19 protein-coding genes are annotated in these 23,378 nt (G+C 67.9%); 3 read left to right on the top strand and 16 right to left on the bottom strand.

What is annotated here, in order from left to right:
• Positions 1–30 precede the first annotated feature (30 nt).
• From AC4D14_RS15985 to dinB, 14 genes are all read right to left on the bottom strand, one after another.
• Positions 31–858 (bottom strand): cell division protein FtsQ/DivIB, encoded by an 828-nt coding sequence (locus tag AC4D14_RS15985; RefSeq protein WP_490903636.1) that lies wholly within the window; start codon positions 856–858, stop codon positions 31–33.
• The gene (gene murC, locus AC4D14_RS15990; protein ID WP_490903637.1) at positions 848–2,299 is read right to left on the bottom strand and encodes a UDP-N-acetylmuramate--L-alanine ligase; all 1,452 of its coding nucleotides are present in this window, start codon (positions 2,297–2,299) and stop codon (positions 848–850) included. The genes AC4D14_RS15985 and murC overlap by 11 nt, the downstream gene beginning before the upstream one ends.
• Complete coding sequence (gene murG / locus AC4D14_RS15995; protein WP_490903638.1) at positions 2,296–3,405, bottom strand: undecaprenyldiphospho-muramoylpentapeptide beta-N-acetylglucosaminyltransferase; 1,110 nt, start codon at positions 3,403–3,405, stop codon at positions 2,296–2,298. The genes murC and murG overlap by 4 nt, the downstream gene beginning before the upstream one ends.
• Positions 3,402–4,751, bottom strand: coding sequence for a putative lipid II flippase FtsW (gene ftsW / locus AC4D14_RS16000; protein WP_490903639.1), 1,350 nt, complete (start codon positions 4,749–4,751; stop codon positions 3,402–3,404). Before ftsW ends, murG begins: the two co-directional genes overlap by 4 nt.
• Positions 4,752–6,311, bottom strand: a complete 1,560-nt coding sequence (murD, locus tag AC4D14_RS16005) for a UDP-N-acetylmuramoyl-L-alanine--D-glutamate ligase (RefSeq protein ID WP_490903640.1) — start codon at positions 6,309–6,311, stop codon at positions 4,752–4,754.
• Positions 6,311–7,411 (bottom strand): phospho-N-acetylmuramoyl-pentapeptide-transferase, encoded by a 1,101-nt coding sequence (gene mraY / locus AC4D14_RS16010; protein ID WP_490903641.1) that lies wholly within the window; start codon positions 7,409–7,411, stop codon positions 6,311–6,313. The genes murD and mraY overlap by 1 nt, the downstream gene beginning before the upstream one ends.
• Positions 7,408–8,961 carry a UDP-N-acetylmuramoyl-tripeptide--D-alanyl-D-alanine ligase gene (locus AC4D14_RS16015; RefSeq protein ID WP_490903642.1) on the bottom strand — a complete coding sequence of 518 codons (1,554 nt, stop codon included), beginning with the start codon at positions 8,959–8,961 and terminating at the stop codon, positions 7,408–7,410. The genes mraY and AC4D14_RS16015 overlap by 4 nt, the downstream gene beginning before the upstream one ends.
• A 6-nt stretch (positions 8,962–8,967) precedes the next feature.
• Complete coding sequence (locus tag AC4D14_RS16020) at positions 8,968–10,593, bottom strand: UDP-N-acetylmuramoyl-L-alanyl-D-glutamate--2,6-diaminopimelate ligase (RefSeq protein ID WP_490903704.1); 1,626 nt, start codon at positions 10,591–10,593, stop codon at positions 8,968–8,970.
• Between the two features lie 57 nt (positions 10,594–10,650).
• On the bottom strand, positions 10,651–12,441 hold the full coding sequence (locus AC4D14_RS16025) for a peptidoglycan D,D-transpeptidase FtsI family protein (RefSeq protein ID WP_490903643.1): 1,791 nt from the start codon (positions 12,439–12,441) through the stop codon (positions 10,651–10,653).
• A gap of 61 nt (positions 12,442–12,502) precedes the next feature.
• Positions 12,503–13,270, bottom strand: a complete 768-nt coding sequence (gene ftsL / locus AC4D14_RS16030) for a cell division protein FtsL (RefSeq protein WP_490903644.1) — start codon at positions 13,268–13,270, stop codon at positions 12,503–12,505.
• Positions 13,267–14,268 carry a 16S rRNA (cytosine(1402)-N(4))-methyltransferase RsmH gene (gene rsmH, locus AC4D14_RS16035; RefSeq protein ID WP_490903645.1) on the bottom strand — a complete coding sequence of 334 codons (1,002 nt, stop codon included), beginning with the start codon at positions 14,266–14,268 and terminating at the stop codon, positions 13,267–13,269. The genes ftsL and rsmH overlap by 4 nt, the downstream gene beginning before the upstream one ends.
• A gap of 301 nt (positions 14,269–14,569) precedes the next feature.
• Positions 14,570–15,001, bottom strand: a complete 432-nt coding sequence (gene mraZ / locus AC4D14_RS16040) for a division/cell wall cluster transcriptional repressor MraZ (RefSeq protein WP_490903646.1) — start codon at positions 14,999–15,001, stop codon at positions 14,570–14,572.
• Between the two features lie 334 nt (positions 15,002–15,335).
• Positions 15,336–15,713: an SCO2097 family morphological protein gene (locus AC4D14_RS16045; RefSeq protein WP_490903647.1), complete on the bottom strand. Its 378-nt coding sequence runs from the start codon at positions 15,711–15,713 to the stop codon at positions 15,336–15,338.
• A gap of 224 nt (positions 15,714–15,937) precedes the next feature.
• Entirely contained in the window at positions 15,938–17,179 is a 1,242-nt protein-coding gene (gene dinB / locus AC4D14_RS16050; protein WP_490903705.1) for a DNA polymerase IV, read from the bottom strand.
• Positions 17,180–17,295: 116 nt separating this feature from the next.
• Between dinB and AC4D14_RS16055 the strand changes: the two genes are divergently transcribed.
• On the top strand, positions 17,296–18,420 hold the full coding sequence (locus AC4D14_RS16055; RefSeq protein WP_490903648.1) for a polyprenyl synthetase family protein: 1,125 nt from the start codon (positions 17,296–17,298) through the stop codon (positions 18,418–18,420).
• 43 nt (positions 18,421–18,463) lie between these two features.
• Here AC4D14_RS16055 and AC4D14_RS16060 read toward each other — a convergent pair whose 3' ends face one another.
• Positions 18,464–18,784 (bottom strand): Rv2175c family DNA-binding protein, encoded by a 321-nt coding sequence (locus AC4D14_RS16060; protein WP_490903706.1) that lies wholly within the window; start codon positions 18,782–18,784, stop codon positions 18,464–18,466.
• A 306-nt stretch (positions 18,785–19,090) separates the two neighbouring features.
• On the opposite strand from AC4D14_RS16060, the gene AC4D14_RS16065 reads away from it, so the two are divergent.
• Both AC4D14_RS16065 and AC4D14_RS16070 read left to right on the top strand, forming a co-directional pair.
• Positions 19,091–20,458, top strand: a complete 1,368-nt coding sequence (locus tag AC4D14_RS16065) for a LysM peptidoglycan-binding domain-containing protein (RefSeq protein ID WP_490903649.1) — start codon at positions 19,091–19,093, stop codon at positions 20,456–20,458.
• Positions 20,459–20,540: 82 nt separating this feature from the next.
• The gene (locus AC4D14_RS16070) at positions 20,541–21,986 is read left to right on the top strand and encodes a protein kinase domain-containing protein (RefSeq protein WP_490903650.1); all 1,446 of its coding nucleotides are present in this window, start codon (positions 20,541–20,543) and stop codon (positions 21,984–21,986) included.
• Positions 21,987–21,995: 9 nt separating this feature from the next.
• Here the strand turns inward: AC4D14_RS16070 and AC4D14_RS16075 are convergent, their stop codons facing one another.
• The gene (locus tag AC4D14_RS16075; protein ID WP_490903707.1) at positions 21,996–23,333 is read right to left on the bottom strand and encodes a class II 3-deoxy-7-phosphoheptulonate synthase; all 1,338 of its coding nucleotides are present in this window, start codon (positions 23,331–23,333) and stop codon (positions 21,996–21,998) included.
• Positions 23,334–23,378 lie beyond the last annotated feature (45 nt).

Consider the following 23,378-nt stretch of genomic DNA (forward strand, 5'->3'; position numbering starts at 1 on the left):
AAGCCTTATTGGTGCTTCGCCGTGCCCCGCTCACCGCGTGACCGGACGGTCCGGCGCGCTCACGTCGAACTCCTTGACCGGCGGGGTGGTGGCCGGCGCCCGGAGCAGCGCCTCGAGCACCCGGGCCTTCGCGGCATTGCTGTCCGCGCTCCCCCAGAAAATCTTCTGGTTCCCGGTCAGCGAGAGCCTGACCGAGTCGACGCTCTTGGCGGAGGCGTGGTTGAGCCGTGCAAGGATGCTGGGCGGCAGGTCCCCCAGAACCGCCGTGATCGATGAGAAGACCTCGGAGTTGACCGCTTCGGACCCGCCGTCGATGAGGGGAAGCTTGACGGTCTTGCGGTCCTTGACCTTCTTCAGCGCGCGCCCTTCGGAGTCGATGAGCACAAACCCCTTGCCGTTCTGCAGGACCGCCACGGGCACCCGCTCCTTGACTGTCACAACAAGCGTCGACGGCGGCTCGGCTGCAACCGATACGTCCTCCACGGCCGTCTGCCCGGAGAGGAGTTGCCGCGCGTCGTCGTCGGAGATCGAGGTCAGGGACTGGCCATGCAGGGGCTCCAGCGCGCCGGTGACGGTAGCGGTGGACACGAGTGAGTTCCCCTGGACCCTCAGTTCCTTCAGCGCCAGGGCCGGCGAGAAGACGAGGTAGGCAAGGAGCCCGCCGACAAGCAGCAGCAGGCCCGCTGCCGTCAGCAGGAAAATCCGGCGCCTGCGCCTGCGCGGCGGCTCGGGGAACTCGAGGACCGTTGCGGATGCGGTGTCGTGGGCCGGGCCCGCCAGCAGGGTGACCTTCTCCGAGGTGGCCCGGATGCCCGGGACCGGACCGCCCCCGTGCCCGCCGGGAGTCTTAGCTGTCACGGCCGTCCCGTTCCTCCCCGGCGCGGGCCGAAAGCAGGTTGACCAGGTCGGTGGCGAGCGCGGTGACGTCGCCGGCACCAACGGTCAGGATGATGTCACCGGGCCGGGCACGCCCGGCCACCGAGCGCACGGCGGCCTCCCGGTCCTCGACGTAGCCGCCGGGACGGTTCAGCCGGTCAGTGATCAGCGCGCTCGTCACGCCCGGAACCGGATCTTCGCGGGCGGCGTAGATCGGCAGGACGGTCGCCGAGTCGGCGAGGTCGAGCGCCGCGGCAAAGCCCTCAGCGAACTCGCGGGTGCGGGAGAAGAGGTGGGGCTGGAAAAGCACGTGGACCGCGTTCCCGCCTGCGACAGTCCGGGCAGCGGTCAGCGCCGCGTGGACTTCGGTGGGATGGTGCGCGTAGTCATCGAAGACCCTCACGCCGTCTCCGGTTCCCCGGGTCTCGAAGCGGCGCGCCGCACCGGAGAATGAGGCAAGCCCTTCGGCGGCAACGGCGGGGTCGACGCCGAGTTCGAGGCCGACGGCGAATGCCGCAGCGGCGTTGAGGATGTTGTACCGGCCCGGAACACTGAGCTGCAGTTCCTGCTGGGCGTCAAGCCCGTCGACGGCGAAGGACAGGACGCTGTTCGAGGTGCTGCCCACGGCGCGGGTTGAGCCGATGTGGATGTCGGCTGTTTCCGAATACCCGTAGGTGCGCACCCGCCGGCCTTCGCCGGCGGCGGCAACGAGCGCGGCGGCGCCCGGGTCGTCGGCGCAGGCGACGAGGACGCCGTCGTCGGGAAGGAGCCCGGCGAACTGCTCGAAGACGGCGGTGACCGCCGCGGCCGTCCCGTAGTGGTCGAGGTGGTCGGCTTCGACGTTGGTGACGACCGCGATCTGCGGGCTGTAGTTCAGGAACGAGCCGTCCGACTCGTCGGCCTCGGCAACGAACACGTCTCCTCCGGACCAGCGGGCGTTCACGCCGAGGGCTGCGACATCCCCGCCGATGGCGAAGGACGGGTCGCGCCCGGCAGCCGAGAGCATCACGGTGATCATCGCGGTCGTGGTGGTCTTGCCGTGGGTGCCCGCCACAGCGATGACGGTCTGGCCGGCCATCGCCGCCGCAAGCGCCTCGGACCGGTGCGAGATCGTCAGTGAACGCCGGCGTGCCTCGAGGAGCTCCGGGTTCTCGGGACGGATTGCCGAGGAGATCACCACCGTGCCGGCACCCTCGACATTGCTGGCGCTGTGCCCCACGGAGACGGTGGCTCCGAGCGCGGCCAGGGCGCGGAGCGCCTTGGAGTCGGCGGCGTCGGAACCGGACACGGGGATGCCCTGGCCGAGAAGGATCCGCGCCACGGCCGACATTCCCGCCCCGCCGAGTCCGATGAAGTGCACCCGTCCGGCGCCACCCGCCGAGGGTGCCCCAGTGCCGCCCGGTGCTTCGTTCTGTGCCGTCATGCTGTGCGTCCCGCCGCCTCGATCACCAGTGCCGCCATGCGCTGATCCGCATCGCGCACGCCCTGCTGCGCCGCGGCGCGGCCCATTGCCTCAAGGGCCTCGGGGGCGAGCAGCAGGCGCGGCACCTCGGTGCTGAGCCATTGCCCGTTCAGCGCCGTGTCGTCGACGAGCAGCGCTCCCCCGGCCGCCACGAGGCCTTCGGCGTTGAGCCGCTGCTCGCCGTTGCCGTGGGGCAGGGGCACCAGGATTGACGGAAGGCCAACGGCGCTGACCTCGCAGACGGTGGCCGCGCCCGCGCGTGCGAGCAGCAGGTCGGCCGCCGCGTAGACGTTTTCCATACCGTCAACGAATTCCACCTGGTGGTATCCGGGAACACTCAGGCTCGCGCCGTCGTCGTCCTTGACGGACTTCCCGCGCCCGGTGATGTGGAGGATCTGGACGCCGGCGGCGCAGAGGCCGGGGGCGGCGTCGGCGGTCGCACGGTTGATGCTTGCCGCGCCGGAGGATCCGCCGGTGACGATGAGCGTGGGGCGCTCCGGGTGAAGTCCCAGGGCGCGCCGGGCCGCCTCGCGCGCCGCAGCCCGGTCGAGGCCGGAGATCTCCCGCCGCATCGGCATGCCGACCCACTGGGCCTTGCGCAGGGGGGTTCCCTGGAAGGCGACGGCCACGGTGTGGGCGATCCGCGCGCCGAGTCTGTTGGCCAGCCCGGGGCGGGCGTTTGCCTCGTGGATCACGACGGGCACCCGGCGCAGCCACGCTGCGAGGTAGAGCGGCGTCGAGACGTAGCCGCCAACGCCGACCACGACGTCGGGCCGTGCCGATGCAAGGATCCCGAGGGCCTGGCGGACGGCCCGCAGGAGCCTGTAGGGCAGCTTGATGGCGTCGGTTGAGGGCCGGCGGGGCATGGGGACCCTGTCGATTGTCGCAAGTTTGTACCCGGCCGCCGGGACGAGGCGGGTCTCCATTCCCGCTTCGGTGCCCACCGCGAGGATGGTTGCGGAGGGGTCCCGCTCGGTGATGGCGTTGGCGATGGCCAGCAGCGGACTGATGTGTCCGGCCGTGCCTCCGCCGGCCAGGACGGCGGAAAGCGGTGAGGGCGATTTCATGGAGCTGCTGGGTCTCTTTCGGGCTTGTCGGGGATCATTGGCGTTTTGCGGGCGAAGGACAGGAGGACGCCGATGGCCCCGAGGGTGAACGTCAGCGCCGAACCTCCGTAGGAGATGAACGGCAGCGGAACCCCGATGACGGGGAGCAGTCCGGTGACCATGCCGATGTTCACGAACGCCTGCCCGATGATCCAGACAAGGATCGAGCCCATCAGGATGCGTACGAAGGGATCGCTGTAGCGCATCGCGACCTGGATGGTTGCCACGGCGAGGATGCCGAACAGTGCGACGACGACGCCGGCCCCGATGAGGCCGAACTCCTCGCCGATGATCGCGAAGATGAAGTCGTTGTGCGCTTCGGGGATCCAGTTCCATTTCTGGCGGCTCTGGCCGATCCCGACGCCGAACAGGCCGCCGGAGGCCATCGCGAACAGGCCGTTGTCGGACTGGAGGCACAGGTCGGCGCCGTCGTTGCAGTTCAGCCGCAGCCAGGCGCTGATGCGCCCGCCGCGGTTGGAGCTGGTGAAGACCATCAGGACGGCGACAAGGGTTCCGACAACACCGGCGAGCGTGAACATCTTCAGCGGCGCCCCGGCGAAGAACAGGGCCGCGGCCATCACCATCATCAGGATCATGCCGGTGCCGAGGTCGCCTCCAAGGAGCACGAGCAGGATGGGAAGGCCGCCCAGCGGCACCACCGGAATGAGCGCGTGCTTCCAGTTCCGGATCAGGCCCTTCTTGCGCTCGAGGACTGTGGCGAACCACAGCGCCAGTGCGAGCTTCGCCGGCTCCGAGGGCTGGAACGACTGGTTGCCGATCATGATCCAGTTCTGGTTGCCGTTGATGTTCACGCCGATCACCAGCACGAGCACCAGGAGCACGACAGCAGTGGCAAGTCCCGGCCAGGCAAGCATCTTGTAGACGCGGGGGCCAAGCCTTGAAAGGAGGAACATCAGGACCAGCCCGCCGGCGGCCCAGACCGACTGCTTGAGGAAGAGGTCGAATTCCTCCTTGCCCTCGGAGATCGCCTCGACTGAAGAGGCGGAGAGCACCATGAGCAGGCCGATGGCGGTCAGGGCAAGCGCGGAACCGAGAATCAGGTAGTAGGTGGCACCGGTTGGCATGCGCCCGGTGCCCTCGAGGAACTTCCAGCCGCGCCGGGCCGTGCCGAGCAGTCCGTGGTGCTCCGGTTCGCGGCGGTCGGCTCCGTTTGTGCCGCCGGCCGGCGCCGGGACTGCTTCACCGTCGAGGACGGCCTGCCCGCCGGCCGGCGATGGCCTTCCGCCGCCGGCTGCCCGCGGCCGGGCCGGCTTCCGCCCGGTGGGGCGGGTTGGCGTTGTCGCCATCTAGAACTCCTTCGCGGTCTTCGCCTGCCCCTCCACGACCGCGCGGACTGCCTCGATGAAGGAGTCACCCCGGTGGGCGTATGAGGAAAACTGATCCATTGAGGCGGCCGCCGGTGCCATGAGGACGGTGTCTCCGTCGCTGGCCAGCCGCGCCGCTTCGGCGACGGCACGTGCCATGACGGCGTCACCGCTGGGATCGGCGGAGCCGCCTGCTGGCTGCCCTGTTCCAGTGTGACCGGTGGCCGGAAGGATCACCGGCACATTGGGAGCGTGTCGGCGCAGCGCGTCGGCGAGGGGCGCTGTGTCCTCGCCGAGGAGCACCACCGCCTTCAGCCGGCCGGCGTGCCCGCGCACGAGTTCGTCGTAGCTGACGCCCTTTGACAGCCCTCCGGCAATCCAGATGACTGACTTGAAGGCGGACAGCGAGGCGGCAGCGGCGTGCGGGTTCGTTGCCTTGGAGTCGTTGACCCAGAGGACGCCGCCGCGCGAGGTGACGGCCTGGATGCGGTGCGCGCCGGGCTGGTAGGTGCGGATCCCCTCGCGGACGGCCGACGCGGGAATCCCGGCGGCACGCACGAGGGCCGCGGCCGCCAGGGCGTTCGCCACGAGGTGGCGGGGAACGACGTCGCCCAGTTCGCGCACCGATGCGAGCTCGGCTGCCGAGTCCTTGCGCTGCTCGATGAACGCGCGGTCGACAAGGAGGTCCTCGACGACGCCCATCATGCTCACCGCGGGTGTTCCGGTGGTGAATCCGATGGCCCTGCACCCTTCGACGACGTCGGCTTCTTCGACCATCCGCTCCGTCTCGGGCTGCTCGGCGTTATAGACGCAGGCGATCTTCGTTCCCTCGTACACCTTGGCCTTCGCCGCTGCATACGCCTCGTAGCTGCCGTGCCAGTCGACGTGGTCTTCGGCGATGTTGAGGCACACGCTTGCCAGGGGTGAGAGCGATTCGGTCCAGTGCAGCTGGAAGCTGGAGAGCTCCACCGCGAGGAAGTCGAAGCCCTGCGGGTCGCGGATCACGTCGAGGATCGGGGTGCCGACGTTCCCGGCGGCCACTGCACGCTTGCCCGCCGCAAGCAGCATCGATTCGGTCAGGCCGACGGTTGTTGTCTTGCCGTTGGTGCCGGTGATCGTCAGCCATTCCGCGGTGGGGCGGCCCTCACGGATCCGCACCCGCCAGGCCAGTTCGACGTCGCCCCAGATGGGGATGTCCGCCGCGGCGGCGGCCGCCAGCAGCGGCTGGGCGGGGCTCCAGCCCGGGGAGGCGATGATCAGTTCCGGCCGGGCTCCGCCGATGTGGGGCACCTCGGCCGCGGCTGCTTCGCCGAGCAGCACATCGCGGACGCCCACGATCCGCAGCGTGTCGGCCTTCGCGCGGTTCGCTTCGGAGTCGGAGGCGTCGACGACGACGACGTCGGCGCCGAGCTCCACGAGGGTGTCGGCCGCGGAGAAGCCGGTGGAGCCAAGGCCCGCAACGGCGACGCGCAGCCCGCTCCAGTCGGCGTCCCAGGTGGTGAGGGTGTCGAGCCGGGACGGTGCCCGGTGCATGCCGGCCATCAGCCCACCACCCATTCCGCGTAGAAGATTCCAAGGGCCACGGCCACGAAGAGCCCGCCGAGGATCCAGAAGCGCACCACGACCGTGACCTCCGCCCAACCTGTGAGTTCGAAGTGGTGCTGCAGCGGGGCCATCTTGAAGACCCGCTTGCCGCCGGTCGCCTTGAAGTACCCCACCTGGATGATGACCGAGAGGGTGATCAGCACGAACAGGCCCGCCATGATGACCAGCAGCAGCTGGGTCCGGGAGAGGATGGCGAACCCGGCGATGGCGCCGCCGATGGCCAGGGAGCCGGTGTCGCCCATGAAGATCTTCGCCGGGGAGGTGTTCCACCAGAGGAACCCGACCAGGGCCCCGCACATGGCCCCCGCAATCAGGGCGAGGTCCAGGGGATCCCGGACCTCGTAGCAGACGTTCCCGGGCACCGCGAGCGACCCGCAGCTCTGGTTCGACTGCCAGATGCCCATGAGCATGTAGGCGGCGAAGATGAGAATCGACGCACCGGCGGCAAGGCCGTCGAGCCCGTCGGTGAGGTTCACCCCGTTGGTTGCGGCGGTGATGATCAGGTTCGACCACAGGACAAAGAGGATCGCGCCGACGAGAGTGCCCGCGAAGGCGAAGTCGAGGGAGGTGTCGCGGATGAACGAAATGGCTGTCGACGCCGGCGTGCGCCCCTGGCTGTTCGGGAACTGCAGGGCGAGCACGGCGAAGAGGATGCCGACAAGGGACTGCCCGGTGATCTTGGCGGCGGCGCTCAGGCCGAGGCTGCGCTGCTTGGAGATCTTGATGTAGTCGTCGAAGAACCCAACAAGGCCCATTCCCGCCATCAGGAGCAGCAGGAGAAGACCCGAGACGGTCGGCCCGCCGGTGCCGTCGAGCATCCCCATGATCAGGTGGGTCAGGAAGTAGGAGAGCAGGACCGAGCCCACGATGACCGCGCCGCCCATGGTGGGGGTGCCGCGCTTGGTGTGGTGCGCCGTGGGACCGTCGTCGCGGATGAACTGGCCGTAGCCCTTGTGCACGAGGAACTTAATGAAGACCGGAGTGCCCACCAGCGCGAAAAACAGCGCGGAGGCAGAACCGATCAGGAGAGCGATCACAGCTGCGGGCCCCTTCGGAGAGTTGAATCGCCCTGGCTGGGTGCCGCAGGCTGAGCTTGGTCCGCTGGCTGCGGGGGCGTTCCGCCCGGTGACGGGTGGGCGTCAGGGAGCAATGCTATCCGATCCCCCAGGTGGCGCAGCCCCGCCCCGTTCGAGGACTTGAACAGCACGATGTCCCCCGGAGCGAGCTCCGCCCGCAGGATGCGCTCGGCAGCCTCGGCGTCGGGCACGTGCACGACTTCGTCGCCCCACGAGCCCTCGAGCACGGCGCCGTTGTAGAGGGCGCGGGTGTTGTCGCCGACCACGATCAGTTTGGAGATGTTCAGCCGGACGACGACGCGGCCCAGGCGGTCGTGCTCGTCGATCGAGGACTCCCCCAGTTCGAGCATTTCGCCGAGCACCGCCCAGGTCCTGCGGTGTCCAGCCCCCAGCTCGGCGAGGGTCCGCAGCGCTGCGCGCATGGACTCCGGGTTCGCGTTGTAGGCATCGTTGATGACGGTGACCCCGTCGGGGCGCTCGGTGCGTTCCATGCGCCACCGGCTCTGGGCCTTCTGGCTGCGCAGGGCCTCGGCGATGCGCTCCCCCGGAACCCCGACCGCCCAGCCCACCGCGGCGGCGGCGAGCAGGTTCGTGATGTGGTGGAGCCCGATCAGCGGCGAGAGAACCGGATGCTGGCTGCCGTCGGGCAGTTCGAGGGTGAACTCAGGGTGTCCCTCCGCCGTTGTGGTGCCGTTGCGTGCCGCGAGGGCGGCCCCGTCCGATGCGGAAAAGTCAGTGGAGGAGGTGAAGTAGAGCTTCCGTGCGCCGGTGCGGGCGCGCATCGCAAGCACCCGTTCGTCGTCGGCGTTGATGACCGCCGTGCCCTCGGGGGCGAGGGCTTCGAGCAGTTCGCCCTTGGCTTTGGCGATGTTTTCGACGCCGCCGAATTCGCCGGCGTGGGCCGATCCGACGCCGAGCACCACCCCGATGTCCGGTCTTACCATGTCCGCCAGGTAGCGGATGTGGCCCGGTTTTGTGGCGCCCATTTCGATGACGAGGTAGCGGGTTCCGTAGCCGGCCTTGAAGACGGTGAGCGGAACACCCACTTCGCCGTTGTAGGAGCCGGTGGGCGCGACGGTTGGTCCAAACGGACCGAGCAGTCCGGCGAGCAGGTCCTTGGTTGTTGTCTTTCCGGCCGACCCGGTGATCCCGATGACCGTCAGCGGGGCGTTGGCGCGCAGGCGCCGCACGGCCTCCGCGGCGAGCAGGCCCATGGCCAGCACGGCGTCGGGGACGATGACGGCCGGGAAGTCCTTCCCGGGACCGCCGGAGCCGGAGTCATCGACGGGGCGTTCGGTGAGGGCGAGGACGGCCCCGTTGGCGAAGGCCTGGCCGACGAAGAGGTGCCCGTCCGAGACCTCGCCGGGCTTGGCGATGAACAGACCCCCTGGAACCGACTCCCGGGAATCCGTGGCGGCCGAGGTGACGGTCAGGTCCGGAGTGTCCCGGGCACCGCTCGAAAGCTGGCCACCCGTTATTGCCGCGATTTCGGCTGCGCTGAATTCAATCATGACGGTCTAGGACTCTATCGCGGCAACGCCGGGCACAGAGAATCCGTGCCTTGTCAAAGCGGCGGCGAGCTCCACGCGGTCATCCAGGGCAAGGTTGACCCCCTTGACCTCCTGCCATACCTCATGGCCGCGCCCGGCCACGAGCACGGTGTCCTGGGGCGCGGCGATGGCGACGGCGTTGTCGATCGCTTCGGCGCGGGGATGGACCTCGAGGATCTCGCTTTTCAGGTTCTCGGCACGCACGGCGGCCAGGGCGCCATCCAGGACGCCGCGGCGGATCACAGCCTCGTCCTCGTCGTGCGGATCGTCATCGGTGACAATGACGACGTCGGCGAGCCGGGCGGCCACGGCCCCCATGATCGGGCGCTTTGTCTCATCGCGCTGGCCCGTCGCCCCGAACACCACGATCACCCGCGAGCCCGGCTCCGGGCGGCGGACCGCCTGCAGGGTGCGGATAAGGGCATCGGGGTTGTGGGCGAAATCGACGATCGAGGTCGGGCGCTCGCTGATCAGCTGCATCCTGCCGGGCACGCTGACGGTGAACGGATTCGAGGCGTCGGCTGCGCGCTGCACGGCTTCGACGGAAACTCCCGAAGCCAGGACCATCACCGCGGCAAGCGCGGCATTGGACACGTTGAAGGTTCCCGGAAGTCCAGTGGAAAGGAAAAGCTCCTGCCCGTTCGGCCCGGACAGCGCGAACCGGTGGCCGAGGCCTTCGGCCTGCACGCGGCTGACCTGCCAGTCGGCGGCAGGCTGCCCGCCGGCTGCCTCCGTTTCGGTGCTCAGGGTCAGGACGCGCCCGGTCGCGGCGGCCGCCATGCGCTGGCCCCACGCGTCGTCGACGGTGACGACACTGGTGCCGGTCCGGTCGCCGGAGAACAGCCCTGCCTTGACCGCGAAGTAGGAGTCCATGTCGCCGTGAAGGTCGAGATGGTCCTGGGTGAGGTTGGTGAATCCCGCGACGTCGAAACGGACCCCGTCCACCCTGCCGAACTCAAGTGCGTGGGAGGAGACCTCCATTGCGGCGGCGGATAGCCCCCGTTCGCGCATCAGGGCGAGCAGGGAGTGGACCTGCGGGGATTCGGGGGTGGTCAGCGTGCTGGGAATCGCCTCGGCGCCGGCGAGGATCTCGATGGTGCCAATCAGCCCGGTCGAGCGGTCGAGGGCGCGCAGGAGGGAGTTGATGAAGTAGGTGGTCGTGGTCTTGCCGTTAGTGCCGGTCACCCCGAACAGCACGGGCCGCTCCGACTGCACCGGCTGGCTGTCGAAGACGGCCGCCGACAGCGGGCCGACGAGGCGCCGGGCCGAGTGCGCCTGGAACACCGGAACGTTGACGGCGGCCCGCGCCCCTTCCAGCCGGGCCGCACCCTCGGCGTCGGTCAGCACCGCGACCGCACCGCGGGCAACGGCCTGCGCTGCGAAGTCGGCTCCGTGGCGCTGGGCGCCGGGGACGGCGATGTAGAGGTCACCGGGCAGCACCGTGCGCGAGTCGACGGCAACCCCGGTGAGGGCGATGCCGGCCTCCGCCGCGGTTGCCGCGGGGGCCCCGTCGAGGGTGATGTCCTGCAGGTCCGCGCCGAGGCAGAGGATGGCATCGCGGAGGGAGACCGGCGCAACGCGCGTGGGCCTCATCTCAAGGCCGGCGGCGCTTGAGGCCATGTTGATTGACACTTCGGTTTTCTCCCGGATTCAGTACTCAACCGGGTAAGTTTCTGGCTTACCTGTAGAGGGTGGAACGTTGTTGGAGTTCAGGACCTGCTTCATGACTTTCTGGAACGACTCCCCCGGAATCAGGTAGTAGAGGTCCCCCTTCGGACGCTGCAGCGTCACGACCACAACGTATTCGGGATCCTCGATCGGCGCGATTCCGGCGTAGGACAGAGTGTATCCGTCGTAGCCGCCGTTCGCGCCGGGCGCCTCGGCCGTGCCGGTCTTCGATCCGACGCGGTACTGCTCGAGGGCGCCGGACTTGCCGGAGCCCTCCACGGCGGTCGTCTCAAGCAATTTCTGGAGCTTCTTGGCCGTCGGCTCGGAGACCACCTTGGTGGCCTTGCCGGCCGGAACCTTGTGCTCGGTGCCGTCGGGGTCGATGAACGCGTCGATAAGCCGCGGCTGCAGGCGCACCCCGTTGTTGGCGACGGTCTGGTAGACCATCGCCGTGTGGAGGGCGGTCTGGGCCAGGCCCTGCCCGAAGAGCACCGTGTACTGCTGCCGCTCGTCCCAGGTTTCGGGTTTGGCGAGGATGCCCGGTGACTCCCCGCTGATCCCGGTCCCCGGCACTTCGCCGATTCCGAACTTCCGGAGCCAGTCATAGCGCTCCTGCTTGGTGAGCTTTTCACCGATCTTCACGGTTCCGGTGTTCATGGACCGGGCAAAGATTCCCGCGGCCGTCCGGTGTTCGGTTCCGTGGTCGAAGGCGTCCTTGAAGGTCTGATTGTCAATCGTGTACAGCGGAGGTATCTCGAACCGCGATGTGGGCTCGATCAGCCCCTGCTCGAGCGCCGCGGCCATGGTGATGAGCTTGGTCGTCGAACCGGGCTCGAAGGAGGCCGTGACCGACAGCGGGCTGCGGAACTTCGGCGCCGTCTGGCCGGGGTTGTTCGGGTCCGGTGTCGTCGACTCGGCCAGGGCCCGGATGTTGCCGGTCTTGGCTTCGACGACAACGATGTTCCCCCACTCGGCGTTGTATTCCTTCACCTGGGAGGCGATCGTCTGCTGGGCGAACCACTGCAGGTCCTGGTCGATCGTCAGGCGCACCGACTGGCCGTCGACCGCGGGAACGTCCTCGTTTGTCGCGTAGGGGATGCGGATTCCGTCGCCGCCGATTTCATAGGTCTTGCTGCCGGCGGTTCCGGTCAGCTCGTCCATGAGGGACAGCTCGAGGCCTTCGCGTGCCACGCCGTCGGGCCCGACATAGCCGATGATCGACCCTGCCACCGGGCCTGCCGGGTAGGTGCGGACGCTTGTCGCGTCGGCGTAGACGCCCGGGAGGCCCACCGCGAGGGCCCGGTTCTTCACATCGGGCGTGACGGTGCGCGCCACATAGTTGAAACTCTTGTCGCCGAGGATCGAGGATTTCAGCGTCTCGGCGTCGATGCCGAGCACCGCGGAGAGCTCCTGGAAACCCTTGTCGACCGGGATGTCGAACTCCCGCTCCCCCAGCTCCTCGTTGTAGCGGTCGAAGGTCTCCCCGCCGCTCAGGCGCTGGTCCACGACGATGTCGAACCGCTCGACACTGCGGGCGAAGTACTTGCCGTTCGTGTCGAGGATCGAGCCGCGCACCGGCTGGACCGGGATGGTCGTGAGCCGTTTGGAGAGCCCGGCCTGGGCCAGCCCGTCGAGGTCGAGGGCCTGCAGCTGGAACAGGCGCACTCCGAGGACCATCAGGAGCACCAGGACGAAGGCGAGGCCTACGCGCAGGCGCCGGGATCCGAGGGCGACTCTTCTGGCATCCTGGCTTCCGGCGGTGGGGTGGGACACTGGAGTTCCTTGTCAGTCAGATCGAACGGTATGTAGCGGAAGGCAGCCAGACTGCCCCGGCCTACCGGTTCGTCTGAATCTGCTGCGGACCCGGGATGGTTCCGCCCGCAAGGCCCTGCACCGGCTTGTCGGCCGCCCCGCGTGCGGCGGCCTCCTGTGCCTTGCGCGCTGCTGCACCGGAATCCGGTGCGGCAGCCGCCGGACGGTCGCGCGGCTCGGTTGCCTCGGCGGGTTCCGCTGCGGCGGCCGCCGGAGCATCAGCCGCAGCCTCGGCCGGTGCCTCCGGGGCGGGTGCGGCGGGCGGCGCCGGCTGGAGGGCCTGCACGTCTTCCGCCGTGACTACCTCTGGAGCCGCGATCAGAGCCAGCGGCTTGCTTCCCTCCTTCGCAGCTTCGGGGCTCCCCGTGACCTTCAAAGAATCTACGTCAATCGTTCCGAAAGTCGGGGACGCCACCATGCCGAGTTTCGTCGCCTCGGCAGCGAGGTTCTGCGGGGCGGCGACGTCCTCGAGCCGCTGAACCAGTGCTTCGTTTTCCTGGGTCAGGGCGACCTGCTTGCCGCGCAGCTGGACAAGTTCGTACTGTGCGCTTGAGACGGAGATGTTCAGGATCAGGACCGTCACCAGCGCGGCGACCAGGACGACGAAGCTGAAGACAACGAAGGGAACCCGGCGCCGGGCCGCCCTTGCGGGTACGACCGAGAGCGGAGTGCGGGTCCGCTCACCGGGGCTGCGTTGCGGCTGGGCACGCCTGACGGGGGAAATACTGAGGGCACTGCTGCCGGAGGTCGCGTCGAAGGACAGAGTATCCGCGCTCAGTGCCTGGCTCATTGTGCTTTCCTGTTCGTTGGGATTGCCTGGATTTTTTCGACTGCCCGCAGCTTGGCGGAGGCCGCCCGGGGGTTTTCCTGGATTTCCTGCTCCGTTGGCGCCTCGGTGCCTTTGGTCAGGGATCGCAGGTAAGGCTTGTGTTCCTCGAGCTCCACTGGGAACCCGAGCGGCGCCGAGGACTTGGTGCCGCGCGCAAATGCGGCCTTGACGATCTTGTCCTCGAGCGAGTGGTAGGACAGCGCAACGATCCGCCCTCCGACGGCCAAGGCGTTGATGGCGGCCGGCACGGCGCGCGTGAGGACGGTCAGCTCCTCATTCACTTCGATGCGCAGCGCCTGGAAGGTGCGTTTGGCCGGGTGTCCGCCGGTGCGTGCCGCACCCGCCGGGACGACCCCGCGGATGACCTCGACGAGCTCGCCGGTTGTGGTGATTGGGGAGCTGCGGCGCGCTTCGACGATCGCCGAGGAGATGCGGCCGGCGAACTTCTCCTCACCCCAGGCACGGATGATCCGCACCAGGTCTTCCTCGGAGTAGGTGTTGACCACGTGCGCCGCGGTCACCCCGCGGCTGGTGTCCATGCGCATGTCAAGGGGCGCGTCGTAGGAGTAGGCAAATCCCCGCTCGCGTTCATCGAGCTGCAGGGAGGATACGCCGAGGTCGAAGAGGACGCCGTCGACCGCATCAACGCCGAGATCGTCGAGCACGTCCTCGATTTCGTCGTACACGGCGTGCACGAGGTCGAGGCGTTCGTCGAAGGGCTGGAGCCGTGCACCGGCGAGGCGCAGCGCCTGCGGATCGCGGTCGATGCCGACAAGGTGGAGGGACGGGAAGGCTTCGAGCATCGTTTCGGAATGTCCGCCCATTCCCAGGGTGGCGTCGATGACAACGGGACGGCGGCCGGCGCCCTGGGCGGAGAGGACTGCTGGGGCAAGGAGTGCAACAGAGCGTTCACGCAGGACCGGGACGTGCCGTTCGCCGGTCGGGCGCTCATCACTCATGCACGGTCTCCTTCCTGCGTGGGTCTGCCTACCCGCCACCGAACGAGGGGGTATTCGTGCTGGTTTCCGGTTCTGTTGAGCTGACGCTGGAGGAGATCCTGAAATCAGATCCCCATCCGGCCGTCCGTACCACCGCCTGGCTCCGGGGAAGTGGAGCCAGGTGGATCAGCGCGTCCGGCGGCTGGAGATCTCATCTCAGGAGTTCTTGGCGCCGTTTCTCTGTTGTTCTGTTTCTTTGTTGTTCTGTTTCTTGTTTGTGCTGTGGCACCCCTGGGCTGATGCCGGTGTTCACCGGCACCTCCTAGAAGATGCCGGGCAGCGCGTCTTCGTCCGTTTCGGAGAAGGCGGTTTCCTTCTCCTCCAGGTAGCTGTTCCAGGCACCCGCATCCCAGATCTCGGCGCGGCTTCCCGCCCCGATCACTGCGAGTTCCCGGTCGAGCCCGGCATACGAGCGCAGAGCCGGCGGGATGGTGATCCGCCCCTGCTTATCCGGCACCTCATCCGACGCACCGGAAAGGAAAACCCTGATGTAGTCCCGTGCCTGCCGGGAGGAAATCGGGGCCGTCCTCATTTGCTCGTGGACCTTCTCGAATTCACTGGCACTAAAAACGTAAATGCACCGTTCCTGCCCCCTGGTCAGCACCAGTCCGGCGGAAAGTTCCTCGCGGAACTTGGCCGGAAGGATCAACCTGCCCTTTTCATCCAAACGGGGAGTGTGAGTTCCGAGGAACATCCCCCACCGCCTGTTCTGAATTGGGCGAAGGCCGGTTCGTTACCGATTCGCTCTTATGCGCTCCACTTTACTCCACAACCCCCCACAGTCAATCCACCACGCCCGGAGCGCGCTCCACTTCGGCCGTGTCGCCCTCTCCGGCGGAGACCAGGGGCGGTCGCGGACCCCGCCGCCGGGCTGCAGCCGGCGGAAGGCGGAACGCGTGAAGTGGTGGTTGGAGAGCTGCCGGGACGGGTCCACCCCGTGAAAACCGCGTTAAATGGCGAAAGACCCGCAGTTGCGGGTCTTTCGCGAATAATTTTAGGCCGGGATGGCCGAGGCGGGACTGGCCGCCCTAGGGCTGGTCGCGCTTGCGTTCGTCCCACTTGTCTTCGAGGCTGCTCATGAAGCCGCTCTTGCCTGCGGAAGCCGGTTTGGCCGGAGCGCCGGCCGCAGTTCCTTTTTCTGAAGTTTTGGCTTTGGTGGTCGCGAAATATACTCCGGCGCCCATTATCAGGAACCCCGCAACACCAAGAGCAATGATTTGATATCCGATTCCGGCAAGAAGCACTAATATTCCGGCAATTGTAACGAGCGACCCAATGACCAGCCTGCGCGTGGACATTGATCGGCGGGTACTTGATGCCATCGAATGAGCGAACTTGGGATCGTCGGCGTGTAACTGCTGTTCGAGCTGATCAAGCAACCTCTGCTCGTGTTCCGAGAGAGCCATGACCGCCTCCTTGAAATGGGTACCAACGTTCCTTCACCCAACAAACGAGCCCGGCGCCCTGGTGGTTCCCGTTACCCACCATCCGCCGCGCCACGCCCATCCCTCCGGACACTCCGCCTTGCACCGTCCCCGGGCACGGGGATCAGGGCGGTCGTCAAGGCAGGTGCACCGTCGCGCTTGAGTGACCTATATAAAGAGTAGTTCTCCGCGCAGCAACTTGAAAGTCACAATACGGGCTTCTCCGGTGTGCGGTTAGGCACACCCTTCCGCCGGTCCGGGGGCTGAAGCAGCCCGGCGGGCCGAACGCTTGCCGCGCCGAATTTCCGGTTGACCTCATCGAGGGCCGCCTCGGCGGTCCGCCAGTTATCGTCCTGGCGGTCGATCGTCAACTGGTGCGCGCCGGAGCCTTCCGTGAGGTGCTCGGCCCGAAGCCCGATCAGGCGGACAGCCATGGGGCGGTTGCCGAGGGCGACGAGCAGCGATGTTGCGGCACCGTAGAGTGCGTGGGCGTTGTCAACCGGCTGCTCAAGCTTCTTGGAGCGGGTGATCGTCGAGAAGTCGGCGTACCTCACCTTCAGGGCTATCCCTCCGGCCGAGGCCCCCGAGGCGCGCAGCCGCACGGCGGTGCGGTGTGCAAGGCGCAGCAGTTCGGTCTGCAGTACGGCGGTGTCGGAAATGTCCTCGGCGAAGGTCTCCTCAGCACCGATGCTCTTCTCCCTGCGCGACACAACAACCTTCCGCGGGTCCCTCCCCCAGGCGAGGTCATGGACATGCTGGCCCGTGCTGCCGAGAAGGCGCCGCAGGGCCGAGACGGGGGTGTGCGCAAGGTCCTCGACCGTCCGGATCCCCAGCCGGCCGAGCGTCTCCTGGGTTGTGGCACCGACGCCCCACAGGGCGGAGACGGGAAGGGAGTGGAGGAAGGCGACGGTCTCGGATTCAGGGATCAGCAGCAGTCCATCGGGCTTGGCCCGGGTTGAGGCGATCTTCGCAACGAACTTGGTTGTCGCAGCCCCCACGCTGGCCGTGATTCCGAGTGAGCGGTGAATCTCTTCACGCACCTGCTCCCCGATCACCCGGGGCCCGCCTAGCCGGCGCAGCGATCCCGAGACATCGAGGAACGCTTCGTCGACACTCAACTGCTCGACTTCGGGCGTAACCTGCCGGAAGATCTCCATGACACCCGCCGAGACCTCGGCGTAGCGCCGATGGTGCGGCTCGACCACGACGGCGGCCGGGCACCGCCGCATCGCGACGGCCATGGGCATCGCGGACCTCACCCCGAACCTGCGAGCCTCATAGGAGGCCGACAGCACAACCGAACGCCCGGATGGCGAGCCGACGATCACCGGCTTTCCGCGGAGCTCGGGGCGGCTCAACAGCTCGACTGATACATAGAAGGCATCCATGTCGATATGCAGGATGGCGCTTTCGCCGCCTGGGGCGCGCTGGCTCTCAGGTTCGGACAACACCTGATCATCGTACCCACGCCCACCGACGGCGTCGTCGGCATCCGGCTCTGCTGGGCAACAGGTGCGATTAGAGTTGGGTTCGATAACGCTTGCCTAGTCCGACGGGGAGATTCATGCAGTCCGCCATCCGCACCGCCGACCAGGAGGACGGCATGATGAAGCAGATCCGCGACGAGCAGTCGGGCTTCCTTTCCGTCATGTCGGAGGAGACAGCGGCCTTCCTTGGCGAACAGGAGGCGACCCTCTCGGAAATCTCCGTCGAGTCCCTCGCCCTGCTCGACGCAATCCGGCAGCTGACACGCGGCGGGAAGCGGATCCGCGCCCTGCTCTGTTACTGGGGGTGGCGCGCGGCGGGCGGCGCGGAGGGTTCACGGTCGGTGGCGAAGGCGGGCACGGCCCTTGAGTTCTTCCAGGCCGCGGCATTGATGCACGACGACATCATTGACCGCTCCGAGACAAGGCGCGGCGCTCCGAGCGTGCACCGGCGGTTCAGCCAGCTGCACGTCGATGCCGAGTGGCACCTCGACCCCGACCGCTTCGGGGTGTCGTCGGCGATCCTCGCCGGAGACCTGTGCCTGGCGTTCAGCGAAGAGGTATTCACCACCGCCTGTGACGAGCTGCGTGCCCCGGCGGCGCGCTTCATCTTTAACCGGATGCGCACGGAGGTCATGGCCGGCCAGTACCTTGACCTCCTTGAGGAGGCGGTGGGGCCGGACCAGCACCCGGACGCCGCGGCGCAGCGGGCGCTGAACATCCTGCGCTACAAGTCCGCGAAGTACTCGATCGAACGCCCGGTGATGCTTGGCGGAGCCCTTGCGGGAGCGGCAACCGGCCTGCTTGAGGGGTTTTCCGCCTTCGCGCTCCCACTCGGTGAGGCGTTTCAGCTGCGCGACGACGTCCTTGGGGTCTTCGGCGACCCGGCCGTCACCGGAAAGCCTGCCGGGGACGACCTCCGGGAGGGCAAGCGCACCTACCTGATCGCCCGCACCCTGGCGCGCACCACCGCCAAGGAGCAGAGCACGATCAACGCGCTGCTGGGCAGCAACGACCTCGACGACGCCGGCGTCGCCCAACTGCGTTCGCTGATCAGCGCCAGCGGCGCTCTGGCCACCACGGAACAGCTCATCCAGGAACGGACGTCGGAGGCGTTCGCCGCCCTCGACCGGCTCGAGATCGACAGCGTGCCGGCCGGCGCGCTCCGCTCCCTCGGCGAAGCCGCGGTCAGCCGCACCTTCTAGGCAGCCGCCGGCGGGAGGGCCCGGTGCTGCCACCTCCGGCCTGCTACCAGGCTGCTGCCTGCGCGCGCCTGCGGATCTCGGTCTTGCGGCCCTCGCGGAGGGCATCGATCGGCCGGCCCGGGAGCGAATCATCGGGGGTGAACAGCCACCGGATGATCTCGTGGTCCTTGAACCCTGCGTCGCCGAGCACCACCAAGGTTCCCTTGAGGCTGTCCAGTACCGCGCCGTCCATGAAGAAATCGGCGGGAATGCTGCGGATGTTGCGTTCGGTGATGCGCACCGAAACCAGTGCGCGTTCGTCGAGGAGCCCGTGGACCTTGGTGATCGGGACACCAAGCAGGTCCGCGACCTCGGGAAGGTTCATCCAGGCTGGCACGAGTGTTTCTAGTTCAGTCACCCTCTAAGGGTGCCACGCGGCGGTGGTGCTCTCCACATCGCTTCCGCGCCGGCCGCGGTGCGGCCCGACACGCTGGCTCCAACCTACCGGCGGATGCACGTCTGTTGTGCTAGGCGAAAATCGTGTACATTCACATAAGTCACACGAGTAACAGTAACAACATGTGACCCACTGCACTACCTTCGCACCCTTGCAGTGCCGGGTTCAGGAGAAGTACTCCCGCCACTGACCAGACGTGCGGTTGCCCAACCGCCAAAAGATGAGGAAATGCCAATGACTGCCCAGCCCCCGTCTGCACTACCGAGCGCAGCTTCGAAGCCCTCTTCGCTGCGCCCAACTCCCCGGCGGCGGAACCTGGCCGTTTCGACCGCAGCAATCCCCGCGGTCATCCTCTCGTCGGTGGCCCTGGCCCAACCGGCAGCAGCGGTGCAGACCGTTGCCGCACCCTCGGTCCGCCAGCACCTCCCCTCGGTGAAGCTTCCCGCTCCGGCCGCCCTGGTTCCGGCCTCGGAAGTCGCCGCCCAGGTCCCCGCAGTGAGGATTCCGGCCGTAACGGCGTCGACCAGCCATACGGTGAAGCCGGGCGACACAATCAGTGCGATCGCACGCAAGCACGGTGTCGACATGCACGCGGTCCTGAAGCTCAACGGCATGAACGTCTCGACAGTCATCTACCCGGGCCAGAAGATCAAGATCCGCGGCGTTGCCGCCGCAGCGCCTTCCACGCCGTCCGCCCCCGCGGCCCCGCGTTCCTCCGCCTCGGCGTCCTACACCGTGAAGCCCGGGGACACGCTCGGAGCCATCGCCGCCCGCCATGGCGTCAGCCTGAGCAGCCTCCTTGCAGCCAACGGCCTGTCGATGAACTCGATCATCTACCCGGGACAGAAGATCACCCTCGGTGGCCCCGCCGCGGCACCGGCCAAGCCAACCGCGCCCTCGGCACCGGCCGCACCAACGCCCGCCCCGGCCGCCGGCGGAACCTACGTCATCAAGCCCGGAGACACCCTCGGTGCAATTGCCGCGTCCCACAAGGTCAGCCTCAGCGCACTGCTCCAGGCCAATGGACTGTCCATGACCACCGTCATCTACCCGGGAAAGAAGATCACCATCCCGGGCCGGACGGGTACGACGCCCGCGGCACCGGCACCCACGGACCTCGTTCCCTCGACCTTCCTCGGGGTCACCTACCCGCAGGCGGTCGTTGCCGACGCGAACCGGAACAAGCAGATCCTCAACTCGCTGCCTGCTCCGACCCCCGCGGAAATGAAGGTCATCGTCGCGAACACCGCCCGCTCCATGGGCGTTGACCCAAGCCTCGCACTCGCGTTCTCCTACCAGGAGTCCGGCTTCAACCAGCGCGCAGTCTCCCCCGCCAATGCCATCGGCGCCATGCAGGTCATTCCGATGTCCGGGGAGTGGGCGAGCGAACTCGTCGGCCGCAAGCTGAACCTGCTCAACCCGCAGGACAACGCGACGGCCGGCGTTGCGATCATCCGCGCACTGCTGCGGACCAGCCCGTCGGTGGACATCGCCATCGCCTCGTACTACCAGGGGCAGTATTCGGTGAAGACCCACGGAATGTTCGCCGACACCAAGAACTACGTCGCGGCGATCAAGGCGCATCAGAAGAACTTCCGGTAAACCGGCTTAGAGCAGACGGCGGGCGGAGGGCAGGGTTCACAGGAATCCTGCCCTCCGCCCGCCGTGCGTTTAGGATCGATAGGTGCAGGAACCAAGAAACGACTCCCTGATCGGCGCCCTCATCGACGGGCGTTACCTCGTCGAGTCGCGCGTCGCCAGGGGCGGCATGTCCACCGTCTACCTTGCCCTGGACCGCCGGCTCGAGCGCAGGGTGGCGCTGAAGGTGCTCTACCCCCACCTCGCCGAAGACAAGAGCTTCCTCGAACGCTTCGAGCAGGAGGCGAAGTCCGCCGCCCGGCTCTCCCACCCGAACGTGGTGGGCGTCCTTGACCAGGGCGTCGAGGACTCCGGCGGACACACGACGGCCTACCTCGTCATGGAATACGTTCCCGGGAAGACCCTGCGCGACCTGCTCACCGAGCACGGCCGGCTGTCGCCCCGCCAGGCCCTGGCCCTCATGGACCCGGTGGTCGAGGGGCTTGCCGCGGCGCATGAGGCCGGGCTCGCCCACCGCGACATCAAGCCCGAGAACGTGCTCCTCGCCAGCAGCGGGTCCATCAAGATCGCCGACTTCGGCCTTGCCCGGGCGGTCTCCGCGAGCACCGGCACAGCCACCCTCGTGGGAACAGCGGCTTACATCTCCCCCGAACTCGTGACCGGCGCCGGGGCCGACGCCCGAAGCGACATCTACTCCGCCGGCATCGTGCTCTTCGAACTGCTCACCGGGCGGCAGCCGTTTTCCGGCGACACTCCCCTCCAGGTCGCCTTCCGGCACGCGTACGAGCGGGTGCCCGCCCCCTCGACCGCCCTGCCGGGCCTGGCCGTTGACGTCGATGAACTGGTGCTGTGGTGCACCGCGCCCGATCCCGAGGAACGACCGGTCGACGGCACCGCCCTCCTCGGAGAACTCCGGCACATCCGCACGACCCTCAGCGATGAAGAGCTCGACTACGGCCCGCCCGCCGGCACTGAGCAAGCCGGCACTGAGCACGCCGGCGGTCGGCCCGGAGGCGCAACCGAGGTCCTGGGACGCCGCACGGCCGAGTCCTTTCCCGCCGGGACCTATCCCACCGAGGCGTTCTCCACCGAGGGGCTTCCGGATGGGAGGTTCTCCCCCGCATCCGATGACACAACGGTGATCGGCGGCGCAGATCAGCACACCCGGGTCTTCGACGCCCCGCCGCTGCAGGATTCCGTGCCTGCCCCGGCACATGCCGGTGCGCAGGGGTGGGAGGACGACGGACCGGCCCGCCCGGTCACCGCCCGTCCGCAGCGCAGGCGCAGCAACCGGTCCCTGCAGCGCCAGCAGGCCCGCGCAGCGCAGCGTCCGCTGAGGACACTGCGCGGCCCGCACGCCGGATACCGCCAGGCCATGGTGGTGGTGCTGCTGATCCTGCTGGCCGTGCTTGCAGCCGCCGCGGGGTGGTTGCTGGGAACCGGCGCCGCGCCCCTGCCCGCAGCTGCACCGCACGCCGCAACGGCGCCCGACGGCCCCGAATCTGCGGAAGCCCGGTGGTCTGAGCGGTAACGGAATCCGTTAGCGCTTCGAGAGGGCTCCGGCGACGAGGAAGGCCATCTCGAGGGACTGCATGTGGTTGAGGCGGGGGTCGCAGACCGACTCATAGCGCTCGATGAAGGACTCCTGGTCAACCGGGTCGGCGCCGCCGAGGCACTCGGCCACGTCGTCGCCGGTCATCTCGACGTGGAGTCCGCCGGGGAAGGTCCCAAGCGAGTTGTGGACTTCGAAGAAACCGCGGACTTCGTCCATGACGTCGTCGAAGTTCCGGGTCTTGTACCCGTTGGGCGAGGTCACGGTGTTGCCGTGCATGGGGTCGGTGACCCAGAGGACCTGGGCGCCGGAGCCGGTGACCTTCTCAACGAGCTGCGGCAGCTTCTCCCGGATGTTGTGGGCACCCATCCGGGTGATGAAGGTCAGGCGGCCGGGCTCGCGGTTCGGGTCGAGCTTGTCGATGAGGGCGAGCGCGTCGTCACCCGAGGTGTTCGGGCCGAGCTTCACTCCGATGGGGTTGCGGACCCGGGACAGGAAGTCCACGTGGGCGCCGTCGATGTCGCGGGTGCGCTCCCCGATCCAGAGGAAGTGCGCCGAGGTGTCGTACGGCAGGTTCGTCCGGGAGTCGGTGCGGGTGAGCGCCCGCTCGTAATCGAGCAGCAGCGCCTCGTGGCTTGCGAAAAATTCAACCCGCTTCAACGCCTCGAAGTCGGCTCCGCAGGCGTCCATGAAGCGGACCGCCCTGTCGATTTCGCGGGCGAGCGACTCGTAGCGGGAGTGCGCCGGGTTGGCAGTGAAGCCCTTGTTCCAGTGATGGACAAGGCGCAGGTCGGCGAACCCGCCCTGGGTGAAGGCGCGGATCAGGTTCAGGGTCGAGGCCGAGGTGTGGTAGGCCTTCACCATCCGGGAGGCATCGTGGCCGCGGGTTTCAGGCGTGAAGTCGTAGCCGTTGACCATGTCGCCGCGGTAGGCCGGCAGCGTGACGCCGTCGCGGGTCTCGTCGTTCGATGAACGCGGCTTGGCGAACTGCCCGGCCATCCTGCCCATCTTGATGACCGGAAGGGACGCACCGTAGGTGAGCACCACGGCCATCTGGAGGATGGTCTTCACCCGGGCGCTGATCCGGTCGGCAGTGGCGCCCTCGAACGTCTCGGCGCAGTCGCCTCCCTGCAGCAGGAACGCCTTGCCCTGGGCTGCGGCGGCAAGCCGCTCCCGGAGGACGTCGACTTCGCCGGCAAAAACCAGCGGCGGCAGGGACGCCAGTTCCTTCATCGAGGACGCGTGGACCGCCGCGTCCTGCCATGACGGCTGCTGCGAAATGGCAAGGGTGCGCCAGTGGTCAAGCCCGCCGGCCACTGTCGGCAGGGGCGGCGCGGCGGCGAGGACGGCGGATGCTGTTGATTCACTCAC

The organism is Arthrobacter sp. TJ-254, assembly GCF_058269175.1.